The organism is Ruminobacter sp. RM87, from assembly GCF_000701925.1.
GTDB classification, from domain to species: Bacteria; Pseudomonadota; Gammaproteobacteria; order Enterobacterales; family Succinivibrionaceae; genus Ruminobacter; species Ruminobacter amylophilus.
Map to the genome: position 1 here is coordinate 1 of NZ_JNKD01000015.1, position 20,390 is coordinate 20,390.

The following is a 20,390-nucleotide window of genomic DNA, read 5'->3' on the forward strand; positions in this document are numbered from 1 at the left end:
ATAAAGTCATCCTTCCATTGGATTTTTCCGGTCTTTTCCCCACCTAAAATTGTACCGACAGCCTTGGTTGAACCTTTTTCACGATAAGAGCGTTTTTTTACTTCATCCCATGCATTTTTATAAGAATACATTGAGAAGCATTTTCCTGATTTCATACAGAGAAGAGATGGTAATTCTGGTTTGGTAACTAACATAATTGGCCTGGATAGATATTAATATAACATATCTAGTATAACATGCAAAAAGAAGAAACACCACTGAAAAAAGGTGTTTCTTTGAATTTTTTTATTGTGTACTTATCTATTCTCGCAAAATTTGGGTTTATCAATGTTGGTGTTAATACTGATAATGTAAACAATGGGTTCCAGCAAGTTATCCATAACATGACGAATTATACCCAGACAATTCATACAACGATAAATAATGTCAATGTTGATATGTCTAGAATGTATAATCAGGTAAATCAATACAACACTCAGATAGTTCAACGGTTCGAGCAGGTCAACAATGCATTGGTCGACATGCGAACCAATGCGGTGACAACAAATAACCACCTTACGAATGTTATAGCAAGACAAGAGCAGCAGATAAATACTCAAACAAGAATCATGGAAGGTACGGCAACTCGGAGCGGACAAATACTTCAGGGGCTACGAGCAAGAATTGGTGCCGGCATTGTTGAATATACAGCAAAGATCGTACAGTCAGGTATCCAGGCTAATAAAGTATACGAGGATATGTCAGCCAAACTCAGTGCACTTACGGGAGATATTGGTTCTGCAAAAGATAAGTTCTGGGAACTTAATGCGCTCGAAGACAAGACTGCAATTGCCACTGACAAGCTTGCTCAGGCGTATCTTACCTTGGGTAATAATGGTCTGAACAGAACTTCTAAGCAGTTAGAAAAATATGCTGCCATTGCTCAAGGCACCAATAAGGATATAACGGGGCTTGCCCAGAACATTAGTAACTTTGTGAACGGTCGTCTTCAGTCGCTGAAGGAGTACGGAATTACGGCTGAGAGGAACGGCAACAAGGTTGTAATGTCTTTCAGAGGTGAAAAGAAGGAGATTGAATCAACCTCAGAAGCATTGGAACAGTATCTTGGGCAATTGGCGGATACGCAGTTCGGTGGAGTTCTTGAAGCAAGAACAGGAACACTGACTGCATCTTTTGAACGACTGCAAAACGCCTGGGGAACTTTGACCACTCGAATCATGGACGGGAGTAATGGTGCCGGCAGTGTTTTAACTGTGTTTGTCGATAATGCTACTGATTTGCTTAATTGGTTTGCTGATTGTTTGACGAATCCTGCCTTTTCCGAGTTCTTCAGCACAATTGCCGAAGGCTGGAAGTCTCTCTTGGATATAGGGAGGGAAAAGCTCTCGGCATTGGGGGATAAGATTTCGGAGTTCTGGAGTGATTCAGGAGCGGCATCTGCTCTCGGGATTGAGAGTATAAGTGATTATTTTACACAGTTCTTCAATTTCGTGCGTGCGAAGAAAAAGCGAGTTTATCTGATGTGGGTATTTTTTAAAAAACAAAAAACCTGAAAACACGTGCGTATAAAGCTTTTGATGTTGTTTCTTTATGTTTCAGACAGAAACATGCAGTGGAAAAATGTCGGTTAAAAGGTAAGACCGAGAACATTTCCGGTATCGGCCAAAAGCTGTTTTGTATAGCACAGAAAATTCTTTAAGTAAGATAATGCGGGGCGTTTTTCAGAAATTCAGCCAGTTCCCGCCGGGCTGCATAAATACGATTTTTAGATTCTGTTTGAACATTATTTAGACTTTTTTCTGATGCGGCAGTGATGTCAGGTAAACGGTTTTTTTATTCACAGTCTGTCATTTTCTGCAGTTAAGATTTAACCGATGTCACCTTTTAATAAAGGTGGTGAAATATTATCAGAGTTTTTTTCCCGGATAATCCCGGAATATTGACTGCATTATGCTCATTTTTAGGATTTGTGGTGGAATTACAAACAGAAAACGGTTTAAAAAAAATCAATCGGACATATGTGTCTGTGTGATCTGTGTTAAAAAAGAAAAGATATTATTTATGTGTATGGAGAATAAAATATAAAAGTCAAGAGTTTAAAAAAAATATTATGCCGTGTTGTACCCTAAAATTGTTTACAGTCATGTCAATAAATTTGTGGATAAGTCTCTAATCACTTGATTTTTAATACTTTTGAAAAATGTAAAAATTTTTATAAATTTTTTGCTTGCATTTTAAAAGTCTAGTGAAATCAATGTGTTTCACACTTTTTTAAATTTGTATATATTAAATTTTCATACATGTGAAACAGAGTAATATTAAATTTCTTTAATTGTTGATATGTTGGGGAATTTTTCATCGTTTGGCCTGCAGAATAGAAAATATTCGCGAGCCTCATGACCGGTGTTTTATGAAAACAGTTTCATATTTTGCGGGTTTCCCGTGTACACTGATATGAAAACGATATATCTTATTCAGTCTGATAATGCTTAAAAAACATCTGTGTTCCTGACTGATGACAGGAATACATCATGAAGAGTTTTATTCGTAAAACGCAGCAACATTTTTTGGAATATGTGACGAATGAGCATTTTTGAACACTCATGAGCATGAGTTATATTTTTCTTTTTCTTCTGTGAAGAATCGCAGTGCATTTAAGTGTGTAATTCATACAGCTTCTGTGAAAATTTAAAGCAGAAAACTATGTCGGCCGGAACGGCATTAAGGTTATGAGGTTAACTGCGGTTTTATGTCGGCGTCTGACAGATTATTTCTGTAGCCGCGGAGGTAAAAAGCCTTTATTTTAACCTGACGTTTCCGTGATGTTCCGTATTTTGCGCATATGCGGATTTATGATTATTGTTTATCGGTGATTTATGGTAAAATTGTGCAACTTATGATTGTTGTCCGGCAATCCGCAGTCTGACTGTCACGGATTGCCTGTTTCTAGTTGATTTATTTTAAGTTTTGCACATATGACTGAGATATCTTCCGAAAATCTTAGCGAGGTTCTCTTCAAACCTCACCGTTCAAGTCTGGAGACTTCTTTCATATCGAATTCAGTTGAAGAACTGCTGCCGAACAGGGACGGAACTCCCCGTCGCTGGTTCAGGGAGCTTCATCGCGACTACTGGAGCTGGATGGGGCTTGATATTCTGGAAATCCAGAAGGCTTTAGCAGATATATCAGGATCAGAGAACAAGAGAACTCGAGAAGGGGTTCTGGATACCGTATATGAATACGGTCCGGGCAACTGGGTTTATGAGTTTTCCATGCTTGCGGAAAAACATTCTTCATATGCGAAAAGTATTGAAGAGGATTCCGGGAAGAAGGAAGAGGCCTTCAAGCACTTCCGTCTGGCCTATCTCTGTTATGCCATGGCAAGCTATCCGCACCTTCAGGGTGACGAAATGGCCAATCATGCGCTGCTGATGAACCATCTGAACTACAAAAAGGCCGCGAGCTATCTTTCCGGTCATTTTGAGATTATCAAGTTCAAATCCGAGGCAGGCGAAGGTACGGCCTATGTTCATACTCCGGACAGGTTTAAGTGTCTGCCGTGCGTAATCATCTGCGGTAACTATATAAATCTGGCTACCGAGTATCTCCGTTTCTACAGAGAGAATCTTTTCCCTAACGGCATTGCCATGATTACGCTGGATCTTCCGGGAATGGGGATGAACACAGGTATTACGCTTTCAGCAAATACCGGCGTGCTGCATGAGGCTGTGCTTGACTATGTGAAGGAAAAGCTCCCTTACATTGATCGTTCACGCATAGGTATCGTTGCTCAGCGTTTCGGCTGTAACTGTGCCGCGCATCTGCTGGCTACTCATTCATCGGACATCAAAGCCGCGTGCATGATAGCTCCGATTGTGAATGACGTGCTTGTGGATCCTGAGCTGCTCAAACTGGCCTCTCCGATTCAGAGAGCCTCCATGTGCAACCGCATGGGGACTGATGCAGCAGAATGGGAGCAGCTGATTCCGAGACTGCAGATTTTTTCAGTGAAGAGACAGGGGCTTCTTTCAGGATTAAAGCTCAGCAAGCCTCTTCTGGTGGTAACCTCAGACAGAAAGTCCATCAGTACCATCGGCGACGCAAAGCTTATAGGAAGCATCAGCGACAAGACTGAATTCATGGAACTGAAGGCGGCAACAGCTTTTGAATTGTTTACCAAGGTAATTGATCAGATAACAGACTGGTTGAAGGAACGGCTTTAAAACTGCCGGATATAATAAATTGAACGCAAAGACTATAGTAGTGAAATTCGGTACCTCCATGCTTACATCCGGTACCAAGCGCCTCGATCCCGCTCATATGATTGAGGTGGTGAGAGTTCTGTCCGTACTGGCAAAGAAAGGACATCATATTGTGGTGGTAAGTTCCGGTGCAGTAGCTGCCGGACGTGAGGTTTTAGGATATCCGGATCTGCCGAGAACCATTGCAAACAAGCAGATGCTGGCTTCCGTAGGACAGACTTTCCTTATGAATACCTGGCAGAAGCTGTTTGAGATTTACGGCCTGCATATCGGTCAGATTCTGCTTACCAGAGCGGATCTCGAGGATCGCGAACGTTTTCTGAATGCCAGAGATACTCTCGGTGCTCTTATTGCCAATGACATTATTCCCGTAATCAATGAGAATGACGCGGTTGCCACTGCGGAAATCAAGGTAGGTGACAACGATAACCTTTCAGCAAGAGTTGCCATTCTGTCAGATGCGGACATGCTTATTCTGCTGACTGACCAGAAAGGTCTCTACACCGCCGATCCCCGTTCAAATCCTGATGCCACCTTAATCAGAACCGTGGAGAAGATTACTCCTGAAATCAAGGCTCTGGCAGGTGACAGCGTCAGCGGTCTCGGTACCGGCGGTATGGCTACCAAGCTTCAGGCTGCGGAAATTGCCACCAGAAGCGGCATTGAGGTTGTAATTGCCTCCGGCGACGATCCGCGCATTATTGAAAGCATTGTTGACAATAACTACGTGGGAACCTCATTCAAGCCTGAAAGTTCACCTCTCGAAGGCAGAAAGGCCTGGATTCTTTCCGGACCTAAACCTAGATGCTCAATCGTGGTTGATGCGGGCGCCGTCAGGGCTCTTACCGCCAACGGTTCAAGTCTGCTTCCTAAGGGCATTACCCGTGTTGAAGGAGATTTTTTACGCGGAGACGTGGTAAACATCAGCAGTGCCGACGGCAGGGTGATAGCTCACGGTATCAGCAGATATACCAGTGCTGAACTCAATGCCATTTCAGGTCACAAGTCTGAAGAGATTGAAAATATTTTAGGTTACGAACATGGCCAGGTTGCGGTTCATCGTGACGATTTAGTAATTTTGGAGTAAAGAAAAAATGGATATGAATTTATTAGGCCAGAGAGCAAAGCAGAGCTCTTATGTTCTGGCATCTCTCTCAACAGCCCGTAAAAACGAAGCTATTTCCAAAATTGCCGATATTCTTCAGGAATCAGTTCAGGAAATACTGGAGGCCAATGCCGTTGACCTTAAGAATGCGCGTGAAAGCGGCATCGGTGAAGCCATGCTTGACCGTCTGATGCTGAATGAAAAGCGTGTGAACGACATTCTCGGAGATATGAGAAAGGTTGTTCTTCTTGACGATCCTGTTGGTGCAGAATATGACAGCAGGGTTCTGCCTAACGGTCTTAAGCTTTTAAAGCGCAGAGTGCCTTTAGGAGTGGTTGGCGTAATCTATGAAGCCAGACCTAACGTAACCGTGGACATTACTTCTCTCTGTCTCAAGACAGGTAACGCATGTATTCTCCGCGGCGGCAGGGAAACCTACAATACCAATGCGGTGATTGTTAAGATCATCCAGAGAGGTCTTGAAGCAGCCGGACTTCCTGCAGCTTCCGTTCAGTATATTGAAAATCCGGATCGTGCGTACGTAACCGAACTGCTGCATCTGGACAAGTACGTGGACATGATTATTCCACGCGGCGGTGCCAAGCTCCACATGCTCTGCAAGCATGAAAGCACCATCCCTGTAATCATCGGCGGATTCGGTGTCGGTCATATCTTCGTGGATGAATCAGCAGATCAGGAAAGAGCTCTGGACGTTATCGAAAACTCCAAGATTCAGAAGCCTAGTGCCTGCAACAGTGTTGATACCATTCTTGTTCATAAGAATATTGCATCTTCCTTCATTCCCAAGCTCGCCGCCCGTATGACTGAAAAGAAGGTGAGAATGGTATGCCACGGTGAAGCTCTGCCTCTGGCATCATCAGTTGCCGGCAGCATGGTTACCGAAGGTAAGGAAGAGGATTTTGCCACCGAATGGCTTTCTCTCTGCATGAACGTGACCATTGTCGACGGTCTGGATCAGGTTATTGCTCATATGCAGAAGTATGAGGCCTGCCATTCAGATGCCATTCTGACAAACGATCACGCCAACGCTCTGAGATTCGTAAATGAAGCTGGTTCTGCATGTGCCTACGTAAATGCTTCCACCCGTTTCTCTGACGGTGCCCAGTTCGGTCTCGGTGCCGAAGTTGCCATTTCCACTCAGAAGCTCCATGCCAGAGGTCCTATGGGACTGGTTGAGCTTACCAGCTACAAGTGGATTATTGAAGGTGATTACGTCGTTCGCAGCTAATCCTCAGTATGCATGATAACGATAAAGGGATTTACGTATTCGTAAATCCCTTTATGTTTTTCTGGTCCTGTCTAACTCTTCTGACGTCCGGTAAAGTTAAGGAACAGCCAGGATCTTATGCGGTTTTTAAGCGACAGATGCTGCGGCTTATACATGCCTGCATCCTTAAACTTCTTTAGCAGCGGCCAGGTGTAAACGTACCATTCCTTCTTACGTGCGCCGTTATCTGAGTGAATGGGTTCGGTAACTGCGAACTTGAAGAATCTGTAGGCCATTCTTCTGTTTACGTATTTTCTGGAAAGGCAGGACATTTCCTTATCCTTAAATTCCTTCAGTATGAGTTCAGCCACCATGAAGTTGTTCATGATGATTTTTTCTGAGAGAGAGGTTTTTACGGCAGAACCGCTTCTGTCTCTGTAATAATAGAGTCGTTCTGGTACATACGCTATTTTTTTGGTGCGGTACATGATTTTGTATATGTATACCACATCCTCTCCAATGGCAATGTTTTCCGGGAAGGAGATGTCGTTTATCAAGTCCCTTCGAAAGATCTTGTTGGGAGTATATATCTTTATATCGAGTTTTTTGGTGACGAAGTTTTCAAAGACGTTGTCATGGTAATTCGGCGCCACCGGAGCTGTGCTGAGAAGTTTTTTGTCTCTTGCGATTTCACAGTAGGCAATGTCGGCTTTGCCGTCCCTTACCGCATCATACATCCTTTCGAGAAAGAATGGAGAATATTCATCGTCGGAATCAAGATAACATACATATTCTCCGGTTGCGAGTCCGAGACCTGTATTGCGTGTTGCGGAAACACCTCGGTTTTCCTGAAAAACTGCCCTGATTCTTGAGTCCTTAAGTGCATATTCCTTCAGTATTTCACCGCTGTTATCAGGACTTCCGTCCACCACGCATACCGCTTCCCAGTCCGTAAATGTCTGTGAAAGCAGAGAATCAAGGCAGGCAGGCAGATATTCTTCGACATTGTATATAGGAATTATTACTGATATTTTTGGCATCTGTTTTATCCTGAAAATGTTCCGAAACACGGGCCGTCAGGCGTGTGCTCCTTAATTATGGTTATCGGTTTGATCGGAGTTCTCGGTTATCTTCCGTTCTTTATGATTATCATGTCTGTTGAAAACATAAAATGTCGGTTGGAGAAAATAAGGCCGGGAGGAAACCTTCCGACCTACTTTATTAGAACTGAGAAATGATGTCAACATTCCTCCTCTTCGGCTTTTTCAGAATATGATCCTGAAAACAGTGAATTCCCGCTTTGTTTAAGGGTGTCCTTTCAGTGGGTGAATTATTTGATTTCCACATCAAAGGTTCTGGTGCCGTTATCCTTGAATACCAGATGATGAGTAATGCCTCTTGGAGCATCGTCGGCATGGTGAGACACGAAAAGAATCTGGGTTTCACCGTTCTTCATCAGAAATTCCACAAAGCGTCTTACGAGTTCACGGCTCAGTGAATCAAGTCCCTGCAGAGGTTCATCAAGAATCAGCAGAGGAGGCTGCTTGACCAGGGCTCTTACAATGAGTACCAGTCTCTGCTGGCCGTATGACAGTGATTTGAAGCTGTTGTTGGCCTGTTCCTTGAGACCGAGAATCTTCAGCCACTGTAATGCCAGGCTGATTTTCTTGTCTCCAGGCTGTTCGTAAAGACCGATGGTGTCAAAGTATCCTGAAAGAATCACATTGATGATGGAGCAGCTTACACGGTAGTCAAGGTGGAAGGAAGGGCTTACATAGCCGATATGCTTTTTAATGTCCCATATGGTTTCACCGCTGCCGCGTCTGATTCCGAAAAGGGTCAGATCATTGCTGTATCCCTGCGGATTGTCACCGGTAATCAGTGAAAGAAGGGTGGATTTGCCGCAGCCGTTAGGACCGCTTATCTGCCAGTGTTCGTAAGGATTGATGGTCCAGTTGAGCCTGTTCAGAATCACGTGATCCTCGTACTGAACGGTAACGTCTTTGAGTACGGCAATAGGAATTGAGCGGTCAAGAGTGTCACGGCAGTCTTCAGGAACTTCAGGAAGACTGTAGATCTTCGGAAGCTTTTCGTAGTGGGTAAGCTGTTTTACTTCACTGTTGTTGAGAATTTCGTCCTTATCTCCGAATTTAACCAGTTCCTTGTCCATGATGAGACCGAGCTTCTGGCACATAGGTGATATTTCATCAAAACGGTTAACGGTAACAACGATTGATTTTCCCTGATTGTAGATATCAATCAGCATCTGCTGAAGATCTTCACGGGTTTTCACGTCAAGTCCGTCAAAAGGAGAATCAAGAACAATCAGTTCAGGATTTTTCAGCAGGGCTTCGATAATCAGCGCCTTGCGGCCTTCACCGCTGGAAAGCTTGTGATATGAACGGTTAAGCGCATAGCTGAAATGAAGAGTTTCACACAGGCTGCTGATTACTCTCTTATCCTCGTTTACCCTGAGGAACATTTCCATGGGAGTATAGCCTACCAGATCGCTTTCGGTGTCAGAATTGCGTCTGTTGAAGTCCTCTTCAATGAATTCCATCTGTTTTTCGAATGAAATATTGGCCACGCTGATTGATTCAGGTTCCGTTCCGCTGGTGTTCTTGAGTTCACCGCAGATGGATTTTGCAAACAGTGTTTTGCCGCTACCGTTCTGTCCTATGATGGTGCAGAAGCAGTGATCTTCAAGGGTAAGATTCTTTAAAATGAAATGAGCCTGGCCGTCTTTGGTCAGAAATATACAATCCTTCCAGCTGTACATAATAAATCCTGTGTCCGTATTTCTGTAAAAACCTGGGCTTTATTCCTTGAGTCCGAATTCTGGGTAAAACAGCAGTTGATTACTCAAAGGGAATATGTGAGAGTCCTTGGCAGTTATTGTAAATAGTTCGGAGTTTTCTCTCAACTGAAATTTGTGATGTACTTAAAAGAAAAACGGGGCGCGTTTTCATTGAAAAATGAAAAGCACGGAATTTTCCCGTCAGTGATGAGTACCTGAGGCGTCCGGCATCTGTTCTGAAGCATCCTGTTCGCCGGCTGGTTCCTGATAGCTGCCTTCGTCGTTAGGAACACTCTCTTCATACTCATAGTCACTGTTGTTCATGATTCCGTCGGCGGCATCGTTCTGTTCCGGAATAATGGCTTCAGGCTTGCCTTCGGCTGAATGTGTTGTGTCATGCAGCTGGGCATGCTTAGGAGAAATGTTCTCTCCGCCGATTTCAATGGAGTCGCCCAGGAACTTAGGCTTGCTGTCAAAAATATAGACGTCAAGGATGCATTTCAGTCTGGCGAAGAATTCCCTGATGTTGGAAACAAAGAAATCCTGCTTCGGAACGTGAGCATTGAAAGCAATGGCGTTGATACCGTTATGTCTTGCGATGTACACGGCTCTTTCGTTATGGAAGTCCTGACTGATGATGGTAACACTGTTCTGTTTGAAGATGTGCTTGATTCTGACCACGCTGTCCAGGGTTCTGAAGCCTGCGTAGTCAAGGTAGATTCTGTCTGACGGTATGCCTCTTTTAATCAGATCCTTACGCATGGTGCGGGGTTCGTTGTATGATTGGAGGGCATTATCCCCTGATACCACAATATAATCGATTTTACCGCTGTGAAACAGTTCGATGGCCGCATTGATGCGGTTCTGGTAATACTGATTGATTCTGTTTTTGGATACGAACTTTGAGGTTCCGAGAAGAAGTCCGGTACGGTTGTGAGGTATTTTTTCAACTGAATTATAGGTGTAGGCGGACATGCGGGAAATATCGCTCATCATGATGCAGGTGAGAACCAGCATCATGAGAACCGTGATAATGAATACGTAAAACACCTTGCGCATGAAGTTGCCGTATTCCCTTATGAATGCGTTGTGAGACATATTTCCCTGTCCGCCGTTTTTTCTGCCGGGGAATGTCCCTGGGCAGAGCCGTTATTTATCAGTTATTATAATACATGCTGAACGTGAGGAAGTTCAGCCCCTTCGTTATAGATTCTGTGAAGGGTTTCCTTGTCATTTACCGTAGCGGATACATTGAAGGTGACGTATTTGCCGGTACGGCTTTTTCGACCTTCGCTTATCTGGGCTCCGATAGCCAGTTTTTCATCAAAAAAAGTCTTGATGATGCCTTCAACGGCGTCGTTGTTGTTGCCGATGAATTTGAAGGTCAGTTTGGCCGGAAACTGAATAAGCTCTTCAAGCTTCGGTTCTTCCTTCTCAGGAGCGTTTGTATTGTCGGTCATTAGAATAAATCCTTAAAAAATATCACAATATGATCCCAGGTTCTTGAAAAGAAACCGCCTTCGTTGACTTCATCAAGGGATACCAGATTGGTCTTGTAGATGACCTTGCCGTCAAGAGACAGGTTAAGCACGCCAATCTTTGCACCTTTCTTGATAGGAGCGGTAAGATTCTTCTGATCAAGTGAATATTCAGCCTTTAAACGGCTTACTGAGTTGATTGGTACAACCAGACTTACGTCGTTAAGGGTTCCGATGCTGATGGAATCTCTGTCGCCTAAACGTACTTCCTTGGTGGCAAAGGCCTGTCCCTGCTTGAATGCAGTGTAAGGTTCATAGAAACGCATGCCGTAGCGCAGCAGCTCCTTGGAGTGAGCCGCACGCTCCTTTTCACTTACGTCGCCGATGATTACGGAAATAAGTCTCATGCCGTTGGAAGGGTTAACTGCTGAAGCCACCAGATTGTAGCCCACCTGACTGAGATGACCGGTCTTGATGCCGTCGGCATTGATGGTGGTATCCCAGAGAAGCTTGTTTCTGTTGTACTGCTTGATGCCGTTGAATGAAAATTCCTTTTCGGAGTAAATGGCGTATTCTTCAGGAAGATCCTTAATCAGCGCTCTTCCCAGAAGAGCCATGTCGTAGGCGGTTGAATAGTGGTTTTCGTCATAGAGACCGTGGCTGTTCACGAAATGCGAGTTCTTGAGGCCGATAATCTTGGCCCATTCGTTCATCAGTGAGGCGAAGGAGCTCTCAGATCCGGCAATGTGTTCCGCCATGGCGATACAGGCATCGTTGCCTGAAGCAATGATGATTCCCTTGTTGAGGAGTTCAACAGGAACTTCACGGCCGACTTCAATGAACATCTTTGAAGAATCGGAGTAGTTCTTGCTCCAGGCCTTTTCACTGATGGTTACCATGTCGTTCAGGTGAAGACGTCCGAGTTTGATTTCCTGACCGATTACGTATGAGGTCATCATTTTGGTCAGGGAAGCAGGATCTATCTGATCCTCATATGCCTTTCCAAAAAGAACACGACCTGAAGCATAATCCATAAGCAGGTAGGCGCGAACATTAGGAGACGGCGGTTCAGGAATCTGATCGCTAGGAGCCGGAGGCGGCAGGGTGGATGATTCCGGTACTTCCACAGTGGCATCGGCCATGGCTGTGACAGATCCTGCAAGTAACACGGATGCGATAAAAGTAGATATTATCTTTGATAACATTTGTTTACTGGTTCCTTTCATTAAATTCATCAGTCAGCTGTAAAGAAAGCTCCGGAGAATCCGGACTTTCTGACTGCAGACAGTGCTCTGTCCGCCTCGTCCTGTTTAAGCGGTCCCATTTTTACCCTGTATGCCTGCTGGTAGTTCTGGATAAAAACAGGTTTGCCGGTTTCTCTGGACAGACTGTTTTTTATAGTTAGCGCCTTATTATAATCCATGGTGCTGAAAACCTGAATATAAGGTTTAAAACCGTTCATCAGATTTTCGTTGGTCTGATCCTTGGTGGCCACGGTTTTAATGAGTTCAACCCTGACTCTGGCGGTTCCCGGACCGATTACCCCGATTTTTGAGGCGGCTCCGCGTGACAGATCAAGTATGCGGTTGCCGTGGAACGGACCGCGGTCGTTTACCCTCACGATTACGGATTTGTTGTTTTCCAGATTGGTAACCTTCAGAAAACTCGGCAGAGGCAGGTTCTTGTGGGCGGCCGTATAGCCGTTCATATTGTAGGGTTCACCGTTGGAGGTGTTCTGGCCGTGAAATCCCGGACCGTACCAGGAGGCCGTGCCTTCCTCGTAATAGCTTTCCACGTCACGCCATACTTTGTACTTCTGTCCGAGAACGGTATAGTCCTTGTTGCCTCTTACACTGTATTTTTCAGAGGTGAGTCTGGCTCCGGTTACGTTTCTGAGATCAACCGAAGCGGTCTGAGGTGCCGGCATGCTGTTGTTGGGGCCGGTGCCGTAGTACGGAGCATCGGTTCCGGCTCCGGTGGTTACGGCGGGGTTACTGCCGTTTTCCACGACCGGGCTGCCTGAAGAGGTAACGCACCCCTGCGTGACAAGTCCGAGAGAGAGTCCCGCGGTAACCGTTAGGAGAGGTATAAATTTTTTCATAGACTATCCCGGATTATTACTTCTTGTGACTGTGGGAGACCGGTTTGCCGTGAGCAGGCTTCTTATGGTGACTGTTTTCGGCTGCAGGTTTTTTAATGATTTCCTGACTTAGGTCATATACGGCCATGGCATACAGAGGACTCTTGTTGTATCTGGTGATCACGTAGAAGTTATGGAAGCCTATGTAGTAATCCCAGCCTTTTTCAGTCTGGAACTTGAACAGACGGCATCTGACCTTGTTTTCGTAAACGGCCGGAACGGTAACTCCGAGTTTTCTGAGTTCACCGACAGTGGTATTTGGTTTGGTGTCACCTGCAAGCAGTGATTCAATCTTTTCAGGTCTTTCCACCTTAACCTTTGCGGTTACGGGAGCTCCGTATATCCAGCCGTGTTCATGGAAATAGTTGGCTACACTGCCGATGGCATCCGCCTTGTTGTGGAACAGATCCTTGTGACCGTCATTGTTGAAGTCAACGGCCCATCTCATATAGCTCCACGGCATGAACTGTCCCATACCCATGGCTCCGGCATATGACCCCTTGATTTCGTTATGCTTCCATCCCTGCTGTTTGGCAAGCTTTACGTAGTTGGCGAATTCCTTGCTGAAGTATTCGGCTCTTTTCGGATAATGGAAGCCGAGGGTGTAGAGCGCATCAAGCACGCGATAGTTACCCATGTTGGCGCCGTAGTACGTTTCCACGCCGATGATGGCTGCCACGATTTCAGGATTAACCTGATATGTTGATGCCGCTCTGTCAAAGATGGCTCTGTTGTCTTTGAGGAACTTGCGTCCTTCGTTGATTCTTTTCGGAACAATGAAAATCTGGCGGTATTTGTACCAGGGCTTGGCTTCGCCGGGGCGGTTCATGGCATCAATGATGGACTGCTTTTTTTCTGCCTGCAGGTAGGCGGATCTGAGTTCTTCGTGAGTGATTCCGCCGGCATCCGCTGCCAGCTTCTTCAGCAGTGCATCGTCCTTTGGCGGAATTTTTGATTTGATGTTCTGTGCTCTGTTGCCGTGATTCTGCACATGGTGATGTGCATGAGTGTTCTGGGCGGCTTCAGCCTGAAGGCCAAAGCCCATGGTTCCGATTAAGGTTCCAAGTATAAGGGCGGATAATCTGTTCAAAATAAATCTCCACATCATGTAAGTACTGTCAGTCCGGGCCTCTCTGTTTTATCAGGACCTGTTAAGTAAGACAGGGCTGTGTACCGTCTGTTGCATTCCTGTCCGAATTTTTTCAAAAAGGACTGACGTTGAGGAACTGTCTTTCTCCTGTACAGTGTCTGAAAAGCTGCAGGCATTCATCAGACATCCCCGTCCGGTAATCATTGAAACATCTGTTTCACGGTTGCCTAATATAGCATAATTTAGGCTGTTACAATAAACGGAAAACTCACAAAATACCAAACTTTATACAGAGAAAAGCGTCATGTTTCCCGATATGGGAAAAGCCTGCATCCTTTTTCATGAAAATGAAGATGCAGGCTCCCGGAGAACATCTGTTTCGAAACGGTGTTCTAGTAGCGGTAATCGGTAATTCTGCGATGGGTTCTGATGGACATGATGATTCCGAATCCCGCACACAGGGTAACCATTGAGGTACCGCCGTAGCTGATGAGAGGCAGCGGAACGCCCACAACCGGTAAAATGCCGCTTACCATGCCGATGTTTACGAAAATGTAGAAGAAGAAGGTAAGTGACAGTGTTCCCGCCAGAATTCTCTCAAAAGTGGTCTGAGCCTTTCGGGAAATGTACAGACATCTCAGGATAATGTACATGTAGATGGCAATCAGCAGGAAAAAACCCATCATCCCAAATTCCTCGCTGTACACGGCAAAAATGAAGTCGGTATGGTGTTCCGGAAGAAAGTCGAGCTGTGACTGGGTGCCGTGCAGCCATCCCTTGCCGTAAAAGCCGCCTGAACCGATGGCTATTTTGGACTGGATGATGTTGTATCCGGTGCCTAGCGGATCCGATTCCGGATTCAGGAAGGTGAGAACTCGCTGTTTCTGATAGTCGTGCAGAACGTACATCCACAGAAAAGGTATTATAGGGATGGTAACCATGATGCAGGCAATTATGAACCACCAGCTTACGCCTCCGAGAAATATGGCGATACAGCCCGTGGTGGCAACCAGTATGGCCGTTCCCAGATCCGGCTGCTTGGCTATCAGGGCGGAAGGAATGGCTACCAGAATGCCTGCCCAGATAACTCTTATGATGCGCGGCGGTATGGCTTCCTTGGCTATTACCGCGGCAATGGTGATTGGCATGGCAATCTTGAAAAATTCCGACGGCTGTATTCTGATGATTCCCAGATTCAGCCAGCGCCGGGCTCCCTTGCTTATTTCTCCGAAGAAGGTAACGCCGAGAAGCATAAGGAGACAGAATACAAAAATCACCGGTGCCCAGCGTTCGAAGAATTTAACGTTGATCTGGGCTATTATCACCATGAGGCCGAAACTCAGTCCGGTATGCAGAATCTGTTTCAGAAGCATTTCGTAATGCTGACCGGAAGCACTGTACAGCACAAAAAGACTGAGCACAAGAGCCGCGGCAAGACCACCGAGCAGCGGAATATCTATATGCAGCTTTTCGCTTAGGGTCTTTTTACGACTGAAGCCGTCATAGTAGTTGTCATAGACTTCACTCATTATTGTCTGACCTCCTGTGTTTCTTCAGCAAAACTCTGTTTCATCTCTTTAACGTAGTCATCAATTTCCTGTTCTGTAGGAGTAGGTTCGGACTGATATTTGAAATAGTCATCCATCATGGCTCTTACTATAGGTGCGGCCTCGCGGCTTCCGCCACCGATGTTTTCGGCAATCACAGCTACCAGAATTTCCGGATTTTCCTTTGGTGCGAAGGCTACGAACAGGGCGTTGTCTCGATGTTCTTCCTTAAGTGCGGCCGCATTGTATTTGGCGTCCTGCTTGATGCTTACAATCTGAGCCGTACCTGATTTGCCGCAGGCCGTGTATTTGGTGTTGGCAAAGGCCTTGCGCCCGGTTCCCTCGTTGCCGTTGATAACACGGCACATGCCTTCACGGGCATATTCGAAGAAACGCTCGTCTCTTACCTGTACTGCCTTGTCTCTTCTTGGCAGAATCACAATTTCAGGATCGGAACCTGTAGGGTCGTGCGCATTGCGGAGCAGATGCGGAACCACGTTGGTGCCGTTCTGGGTAAGAATGGCATGAGCCCTGGCGAGCTGAATCAGCGTGGTGGTCCAGTATCCCTGACCTATGCCGATGGAAATGGTGTCTCCGGGAACCCAGTCATGCTTGTACTTCTGTTTTTTCCAGGCCTTTGACGGCAGGTTGCCCAGTGATTCCTCCATGATGTCTATGCCTGAACGCTGTCCCATGCCGAATTTTGACATGTATTCATGGATACGGTCGATACCGGCACGGTAGGCCAGATCGTAGAAGTAGGTATCCGCGGAAATTTCGATGGCTCTGAACATGTCCATCATGCCGTGTCCCCAGCGTCTCCAGTCTCGGAACTTGTGGGTTGAACCCGGAAGCTGGAAGAACGGAGCCCCGAAGAATTTTGCATGCGGAGTGATAAGGTCTTCCTCAAGTCCCATGACCGCCAGTAGCGGTTTGACGGTTGATGCCGGAGCGTATCCGCCCTGAGTTACGCGGTTTATCAGAGGCTTGTCAGGATTTGAAAGCAGAGCCTGATATTCCTTGTTCTTGATGCCTCTCACGAAAGGATTCGGATCGTAGCTTGGAGATGATACGAAGGCATAGATTTCCCCGTTCTTCGGATTCATCATCACCAGACCGCCTCGTTTGCCGCGAAGAAGCTGTTCTCCGCGAAGCTGCAGGCGGATGTCAATGCTCAGCGTTATGTCTCTGCCAGGTTTCGGAGAAACAAGGTTCAGTGTTCTCTGAATACGGCCGAGGGAGTCTACCTCCACCTTCTTATAGCCGCTGATGCCGTGAAGCAGATTTTCATAATACTTTTCGATACCCTGTTTACCGATGTCGTTGGTGGCGGCATAGTTTTCCGCAAAGCCGTCCTCACTCAGCTTTTTCAGATCATCGGTATTGATTCTTGCCACGTATCCAAGAGCATGGGTCATGGTTTCGCCGAGAGGGTAGTGACGTTTCAGGTTCGCTTCTATGTGTGCGCACGGAAAACGATGCTGGTTGACGGCAAATTTTGCCACCTGTTCCTCATTGATGTTTTCTGCAATCATGGTGGAGAGGAATTTGCGTCTGTATTTACTCAGTCTGATAATGTTATCGATATCCTCGCTTTCAAGATCAAGCTTTAACAGATCGTTGAGTCCCTCTATGTCTGCGCGGAGGTTCTTACTGTTTTCCGGAATGATTTCAAGACTGAACAGCGGACGGTTATCGGCCAGAATATAGTGATTGCGGTCGTAAACCAGCCCGCGCGGAGGTGCCAGAGGAACGATTTTGATGCGGTTCTGGTTGGAACGGGTATGGTAGTTGTCATACCCCAAAACCTGCAGATAGTACAGGTTTCCCCATAATACCAGCAGCGCCAGGATCACCATCAACAGGGCAAACCTTGTTCTTCTGACGAATATTTTCTTTTCAGCGGCATTGTCCCTGAATCGAAAAGGTCTGTAGAAAAAATTGTTCATCTTTGCTACTCACGGTGATAAGGGTGGTTTGCAGTGATACTCCAGGCTCTGTACAGGCTTTCAGCTATGACTATTCTTACAATCGGATGCGGCAGGGTAAGAGGGGAAAGAGACCAGCTGGCCTCCGCCGCCCTTTTGCAAGCATCTGAAAGTCCCTCCGGTCCGCCGACCAGAAGGGCTATATCACGGCCGCTGCTTTTCCATTTGTTGAGTTCTTCCGCCAGCTGATGGGTGTTGTGCATTTTCCCTGGAATATCCATGGTTACAATCATGGCTCCCTTGGGAACTGCTGCAAGCATCAGCTCGCCTTCGTGATTGACGATTTTTTCAATGTCGGAGTTCTTGGTTCTCTTGCCGGCAGGAATTTCCACCAGTTCCAATGAAACCTCTCTGGGAAAACGCTTGGCGTATTCCTCAAAACCCATATTCACAAAAGCCGGCATTTTGGTACCGACGGCTATCAGATAAATTTTCATGACTCTGTCTACGATGTTAAGCAGTGCTGGATTAAGAAACGGACGGTTTTATGCTGTATAGAGCTTTTCAAGCTGATAGTCGTCACGGGCCTGCGGAATCATTACATGAAGAATTACGGAGCCTGCATCAAGCAGAACCCAGTCGCCGCTCTTTTCACCTTCGATGCCGTAGGTTCTGATGCCGCTTCTGTGCAGTGATTCACTTACCTTTTCGGCAATGGCGGTGGTATGACGGGTAGAGGTGCCGGTGCAGATCATGTAGTAGTCCGCAACATCAGAGGTTTCGCGAACGTCAATAACGCTGATGTCTCTGCCTTTGATGTCTTCAATGGCACTGGTGATGTTTTCGATAATAGCCTGATTAGTCAATTTTATAGGTTCCTTTTTCGATAAATTTCAGATCTTTTTACGGCTTGCCGGCTTTTTACGGAAGGAGCACAGGGCTGATAAATGATCTGAGTGTGTCTGTGATGTTTTCTGCGATGATAATGCAGATTTTAATGTAATTTTACAGCAATTCCAAAAAAATACTAATTGCGTGTACACTTTTGCGAAAAAAACTTGTTTTCCCTCTCTGATATTTTTTGTGTGTTTTTTGTACGGATATCAGAGGTACAGTCCGTTGCGTTTTATATATTCAAGGGCGGCATCCGGCAGGTATTCCGATACTCCTGCGTTCCGTTCCTTCAGCATTTCCCTCAGTCTGGTTGAGCTGATGTCAAAAGGTCGGCTTTCAATAAAAAAAAGTTCTCCGAACGGTCTGGTTATCCTGTTTTCACCGGTGAAGTGTCTTTCATACAGTTCCTTCAGCTCTTCAGGCATTTCCATGACATTCAGGGAATGTCCGGGACGGTTGAATACGGCTATGCTGGCATATTCGGTAATGGTACGGTAGTTCCGCCATTTGTGAAAATAAAGCCATGAGTCCATACCCATAATGAATACCAGGGCGGTGTCCGGTTCTTCGGCACGCCACTTTTTAAGAACCTCTGAAGTGGAAAGATAATCATCCGCCTTAAGTTCGCTGTCGCTTACCTTTATTCCCGGAGTTTTCAGGGCTTCGACAGAGAGTCTGAGCAATTCCAGCCTGTCGGCATCGGATGCGGCCGCCTGTTTCTTGTAGTATGGTATCCTGTTTGGCTGCAGAATCACCTCGTCAAGCTGAAGTGTCTTTCCGGCTGATACGGCCATGTTGAGATGCCCCAGATGTACAGGGTCGAATGAGCCTCCGAGCAGTCCTTTCTTAATCATCAGTGTAGAGCCTCAGCTGTTTTTTGGAGAGGGCAACGGCAATTTCCTTCAGTACCATCACCGCTTCCTTGTCCTCAAAATTACGCACCAGAAAATCCGCCTTTGTCAGCAGATCTATAAGGTGATGCAGCTCTTTGAGTGAATTGTTTCTGGCTCCGTTAAGGTAAAGGTTTCTTTTGGCCTTGTAGCTCTTGAGAAGACGGTGGTTGTTGAAGTAGTTTTCCAGACTTCCGGTGGTATCCAGAATGGTTCTCATTTCATGCAGAGTGCCGAGGGCAGATCCCGTTCTGCTCACCAGTTCCATGGCGGTTACTCCGTTTTCCAGAAGAACCTCCATGATCTGAACTCTTCTTTCCACGGGAACGGAAGGATCTATCAGGGATTCGATATAGTCGAAGGCAGAGAAGTGGGCATCGGATGATATGTGCTCTCTCATCTGCTCTTCATTTATTTCTCCCTTGAGACCGCAAAGCTCCATCTTCTGCAGAACCTGAACCATGCCTTCCACGTTTCCTTCGTAGGCGCTGTACAGGATGGCTGTCGCTCCCTGATTAAGCGAAAGTCCGAGGGAGTAGGCGCGACGGCGGATAAAGTCAATTATCTGACGCTGATCCGGATCGTAGAATATGGAAATGATGCCGTGGTCGGCCAGAAAAAGCAGAGGCTTGTTTTTATTCAGTTCAGCGAGGCTCAGTCTCGGTACGTGAATGATGAGAAGCAGACTCGGATTGATGCATTCCGAGCATATTTCCAGAAGTTTTTTGCCTTTGACCTTAAGATCGTGAATCTTGAGTTTAACCAGAACCCTGTCGGCAAACAGCCCCGGACTGCTCATTGCTTCAATCAGTTCGTCGGTTTTGAGTTCGTCATCCGAGAAGGTGTAGATGTTGTCTTTGGTGAATCCTGCTTTAACGGCATAATTCTGAACCGTGGCAGTGGCTTCATCCAACCAGAATGGATCATTGCCACTGAAGATGTAAACACCTTCAATCTGCTGTTTCAGTTTTCCTTCCAGTTCGTAAGAGTTTATTTTCATGGTTCTGCGTCTTGTGGAGTTTGCCTGCCGT

The 20,390-nt window shown here is 46.0% G+C and carries 17 protein-coding genes; 4 read left to right on the forward strand and 13 right to left on the reverse strand.

All coding sequences use genetic code 11. The features are described from left to right. The first annotated feature begins 236 nt into the window (after window positions 1-236). The 4 genes from T489_RS0104855 (at window position 237) to T489_RS0104870 (ending at window position 6,616) form a co-directional block, all read left to right on the forward strand. On the forward strand, window positions 237-1,553 hold the full coding sequence (locus tag T489_RS0104855; protein WP_031578924.1) for a hypothetical protein: 1,317 nt from the start codon (window positions 237-239) through the stop codon (window positions 1,551-1,553). 1,422 nt (window positions 1,554-2,975) lie between these two features. Beyond that, the gene (locus T489_RS0104860; RefSeq protein WP_031578925.1) at window positions 2,976-4,223 is read left to right on the forward strand and encodes an alpha/beta hydrolase; all 1,248 of its coding nucleotides are present in this window, start codon (window positions 2,976-2,978) and stop codon (window positions 4,221-4,223) included. A 19-nt stretch (window positions 4,224-4,242) separates the two neighbouring features. Next, on the forward strand, window positions 4,243-5,349 hold the full coding sequence (gene proB, locus T489_RS0104865) for a glutamate 5-kinase (RefSeq protein WP_031578926.1): 1,107 nt from the start codon (window positions 4,243-4,245) through the stop codon (window positions 5,347-5,349). 7 nt (window positions 5,350-5,356) lie between these two features. Beyond that, window positions 5,357-6,616 (forward strand): glutamate-5-semialdehyde dehydrogenase, encoded by a 1,260-nt coding sequence (locus tag T489_RS0104870; protein WP_031578927.1) that lies wholly within the window; start codon window positions 5,357-5,359, stop codon window positions 6,614-6,616. A 71-nt stretch (window positions 6,617-6,687) separates the two neighbouring features. Here T489_RS0104870 and T489_RS14135 read toward each other — a convergent pair whose 3' ends face one another. The 13 genes from T489_RS14135 to holA form a co-directional block, all read right to left on the reverse strand. Then, a complete protein-coding gene (locus tag T489_RS14135; RefSeq protein ID WP_051621792.1) occupies window positions 6,688-7,635 on the reverse strand; it encodes a glycosyltransferase family 2 protein in 948 nt (315 codons plus the stop codon). A gap of 290 nt (window positions 7,636-7,925) precedes the next feature. Beyond that, entirely contained in the window at window positions 7,926-9,374 is a 1,449-nt protein-coding gene (modF, locus tag T489_RS0104880; RefSeq protein WP_031578929.1) for a molybdate ABC transporter ATP-binding protein ModF, read from the reverse strand. A gap of 219 nt (window positions 9,375-9,593) precedes the next feature. Next, window positions 9,594-10,490: a SanA/YdcF family protein gene (locus T489_RS0104885; protein ID WP_051621793.1), complete on the reverse strand. Its 897-nt coding sequence runs from the start codon at window positions 10,488-10,490 to the stop codon at window positions 9,594-9,596. 65 nt (window positions 10,491-10,555) lie between these two features. Then, on the reverse strand, window positions 10,556-10,852 hold the full coding sequence (locus T489_RS0104890) for an HP0495 family protein (protein WP_031578931.1): 297 nt from the start codon (window positions 10,850-10,852) through the stop codon (window positions 10,556-10,558). Next, window positions 10,852-12,075, reverse strand: coding sequence for a serine hydrolase (locus T489_RS0104895; RefSeq protein ID WP_157608057.1), 1,224 nt, complete (start codon window positions 12,073-12,075; stop codon window positions 10,852-10,854). The genes T489_RS0104890 and T489_RS0104895 overlap by 1 nt, the downstream gene beginning before the upstream one ends. Window positions 12,076-12,104: 29 nt before the next feature. Beyond that, on the reverse strand, window positions 12,105-12,971 hold the full coding sequence (locus tag T489_RS0104900) for a septal ring lytic transglycosylase RlpA family protein (RefSeq protein ID WP_051621794.1): 867 nt from the start codon (window positions 12,969-12,971) through the stop codon (window positions 12,105-12,107). A gap of 16 nt (window positions 12,972-12,987) precedes the next feature. Next, on the reverse strand, window positions 12,988-14,100 hold the full coding sequence (mltB, locus tag T489_RS0104905; RefSeq protein ID WP_177178444.1) for a lytic murein transglycosylase B: 1,113 nt from the start codon (window positions 14,098-14,100) through the stop codon (window positions 12,988-12,990). A gap of 392 nt (window positions 14,101-14,492) precedes the next feature. Continuing rightward, window positions 14,493-15,629, reverse strand: coding sequence for a rod shape-determining protein RodA (rodA, locus tag T489_RS0104915; protein WP_031578936.1), 1,137 nt, complete (start codon window positions 15,627-15,629; stop codon window positions 14,493-14,495). Further along, window positions 15,629-17,596, reverse strand: a complete 1,968-nt coding sequence (mrdA, locus tag T489_RS0104920) for a penicillin-binding protein 2 (protein WP_084155407.1) — start codon at window positions 17,594-17,596, stop codon at window positions 15,629-15,631. Before mrdA ends, rodA begins: the two co-directional genes overlap by 1 nt. A gap of 5 nt (window positions 17,597-17,601) precedes the next feature. Next, window positions 17,602-18,072: a 23S rRNA (pseudouridine(1915)-N(3))-methyltransferase RlmH gene (gene rlmH / locus T489_RS0104925; RefSeq protein ID WP_031578938.1), complete on the reverse strand. Its 471-nt coding sequence runs from the start codon at window positions 18,070-18,072 to the stop codon at window positions 17,602-17,604. A 48-nt stretch (window positions 18,073-18,120) separates the two neighbouring features. Continuing rightward, complete coding sequence (gene rsfS, locus T489_RS0104930) at window positions 18,121-18,441, reverse strand: ribosome silencing factor (RefSeq protein WP_031578939.1); 321 nt, start codon at window positions 18,439-18,441, stop codon at window positions 18,121-18,123. A 237-nt stretch (window positions 18,442-18,678) separates the two neighbouring features. Next, window positions 18,679-19,323, reverse strand: a complete 645-nt coding sequence (gene nadD / locus T489_RS0104935; RefSeq protein WP_031578940.1) for a nicotinate (nicotinamide) nucleotide adenylyltransferase — start codon at window positions 19,321-19,323, stop codon at window positions 18,679-18,681. Next, a complete protein-coding gene (holA, locus tag T489_RS0104940; RefSeq protein ID WP_031578941.1) occupies window positions 19,316-20,359 on the reverse strand; it encodes a DNA polymerase III subunit delta in 1,044 nt (347 codons plus the stop codon). Before holA ends, nadD begins: the two co-directional genes overlap by 8 nt. Window positions 20,360-20,390 lie beyond the last annotated feature (31 nt).

Excerpts from the sequence above, each read along its gene's own strand:
- T489_RS0104860 (WP_031578925.1), top strand. The coding sequence starts at position 2,976 with ATGACTGAGATATCTTCCGAAAATCTTAGCGAGGTTCTCTTCAAACCT.
- modF (WP_031578929.1), bottom strand. The coding sequence starts at position 9,374 with ATGTACAGCTGGAAGGATTGTATATTTCTGACCAAAGACGGCCAGGCT.
- nadD (WP_031578940.1), bottom strand. The coding sequence starts at position 19,323 with ATGATTAAGAAAGGACTGCTCGGAGGCTCATTCGACCCTGTACATCTG.
- T489_RS0104900 (WP_051621794.1), bottom strand. The coding sequence starts at position 12,971 with ATGAAAAAATTTATACCTCTCCTAACGGTTACCGCGGGACTCTCTCTC.
- T489_RS0104855 (WP_031578924.1), top strand. The coding sequence starts at position 237 with ATGCAAAAAGAAGAAACACCACTGAAAAAAGGTGTTTCTTTGAATTTT.
- T489_RS0104870 (WP_031578927.1), top strand. The coding sequence starts at position 5,357 with ATGGATATGAATTTATTAGGCCAGAGAGCAAAGCAGAGCTCTTATGTT.
- T489_RS0104890 (WP_031578931.1), bottom strand. The coding sequence starts at position 10,852 with ATGACCGACAATACAAACGCTCCTGAGAAGGAAGAACCGAAGCTTGAA.
- rlmH (WP_031578938.1), bottom strand. The coding sequence starts at position 18,072 with ATGAAAATTTATCTGATAGCCGTCGGTACCAAAATGCCGGCTTTTGTG.
- rodA (WP_031578936.1), bottom strand. The coding sequence starts at position 15,629 with ATGAGTGAAGTCTATGACAACTACTATGACGGCTTCAGTCGTAAAAAG.
- T489_RS0104895 (WP_157608057.1), bottom strand. The coding sequence starts at position 12,075 with ATGTTATCAAAGATAATATCTACTTTTATCGCATCCGTGTTACTTGCA.
- T489_RS14135 (WP_051621792.1), bottom strand. The coding sequence starts at position 7,635 with ATGCCAAAAATATCAGTAATAATTCCTATATACAATGTCGAAGAATAT.
- T489_RS0104885 (WP_051621793.1), bottom strand. The coding sequence starts at position 10,490 with ATGTCTCACAACGCATTCATAAGGGAATACGGCAACTTCATGCGCAAG.
- mrdA (WP_084155407.1), bottom strand. The coding sequence starts at position 17,596 with ATGAACAATTTTTTCTACAGACCTTTTCGATTCAGGGACAATGCCGCT.
- holA (WP_031578941.1), bottom strand. The coding sequence starts at position 20,359 with ATGAAAATAAACTCTTACGAACTGGAAGGAAAACTGAAACAGCAGATT.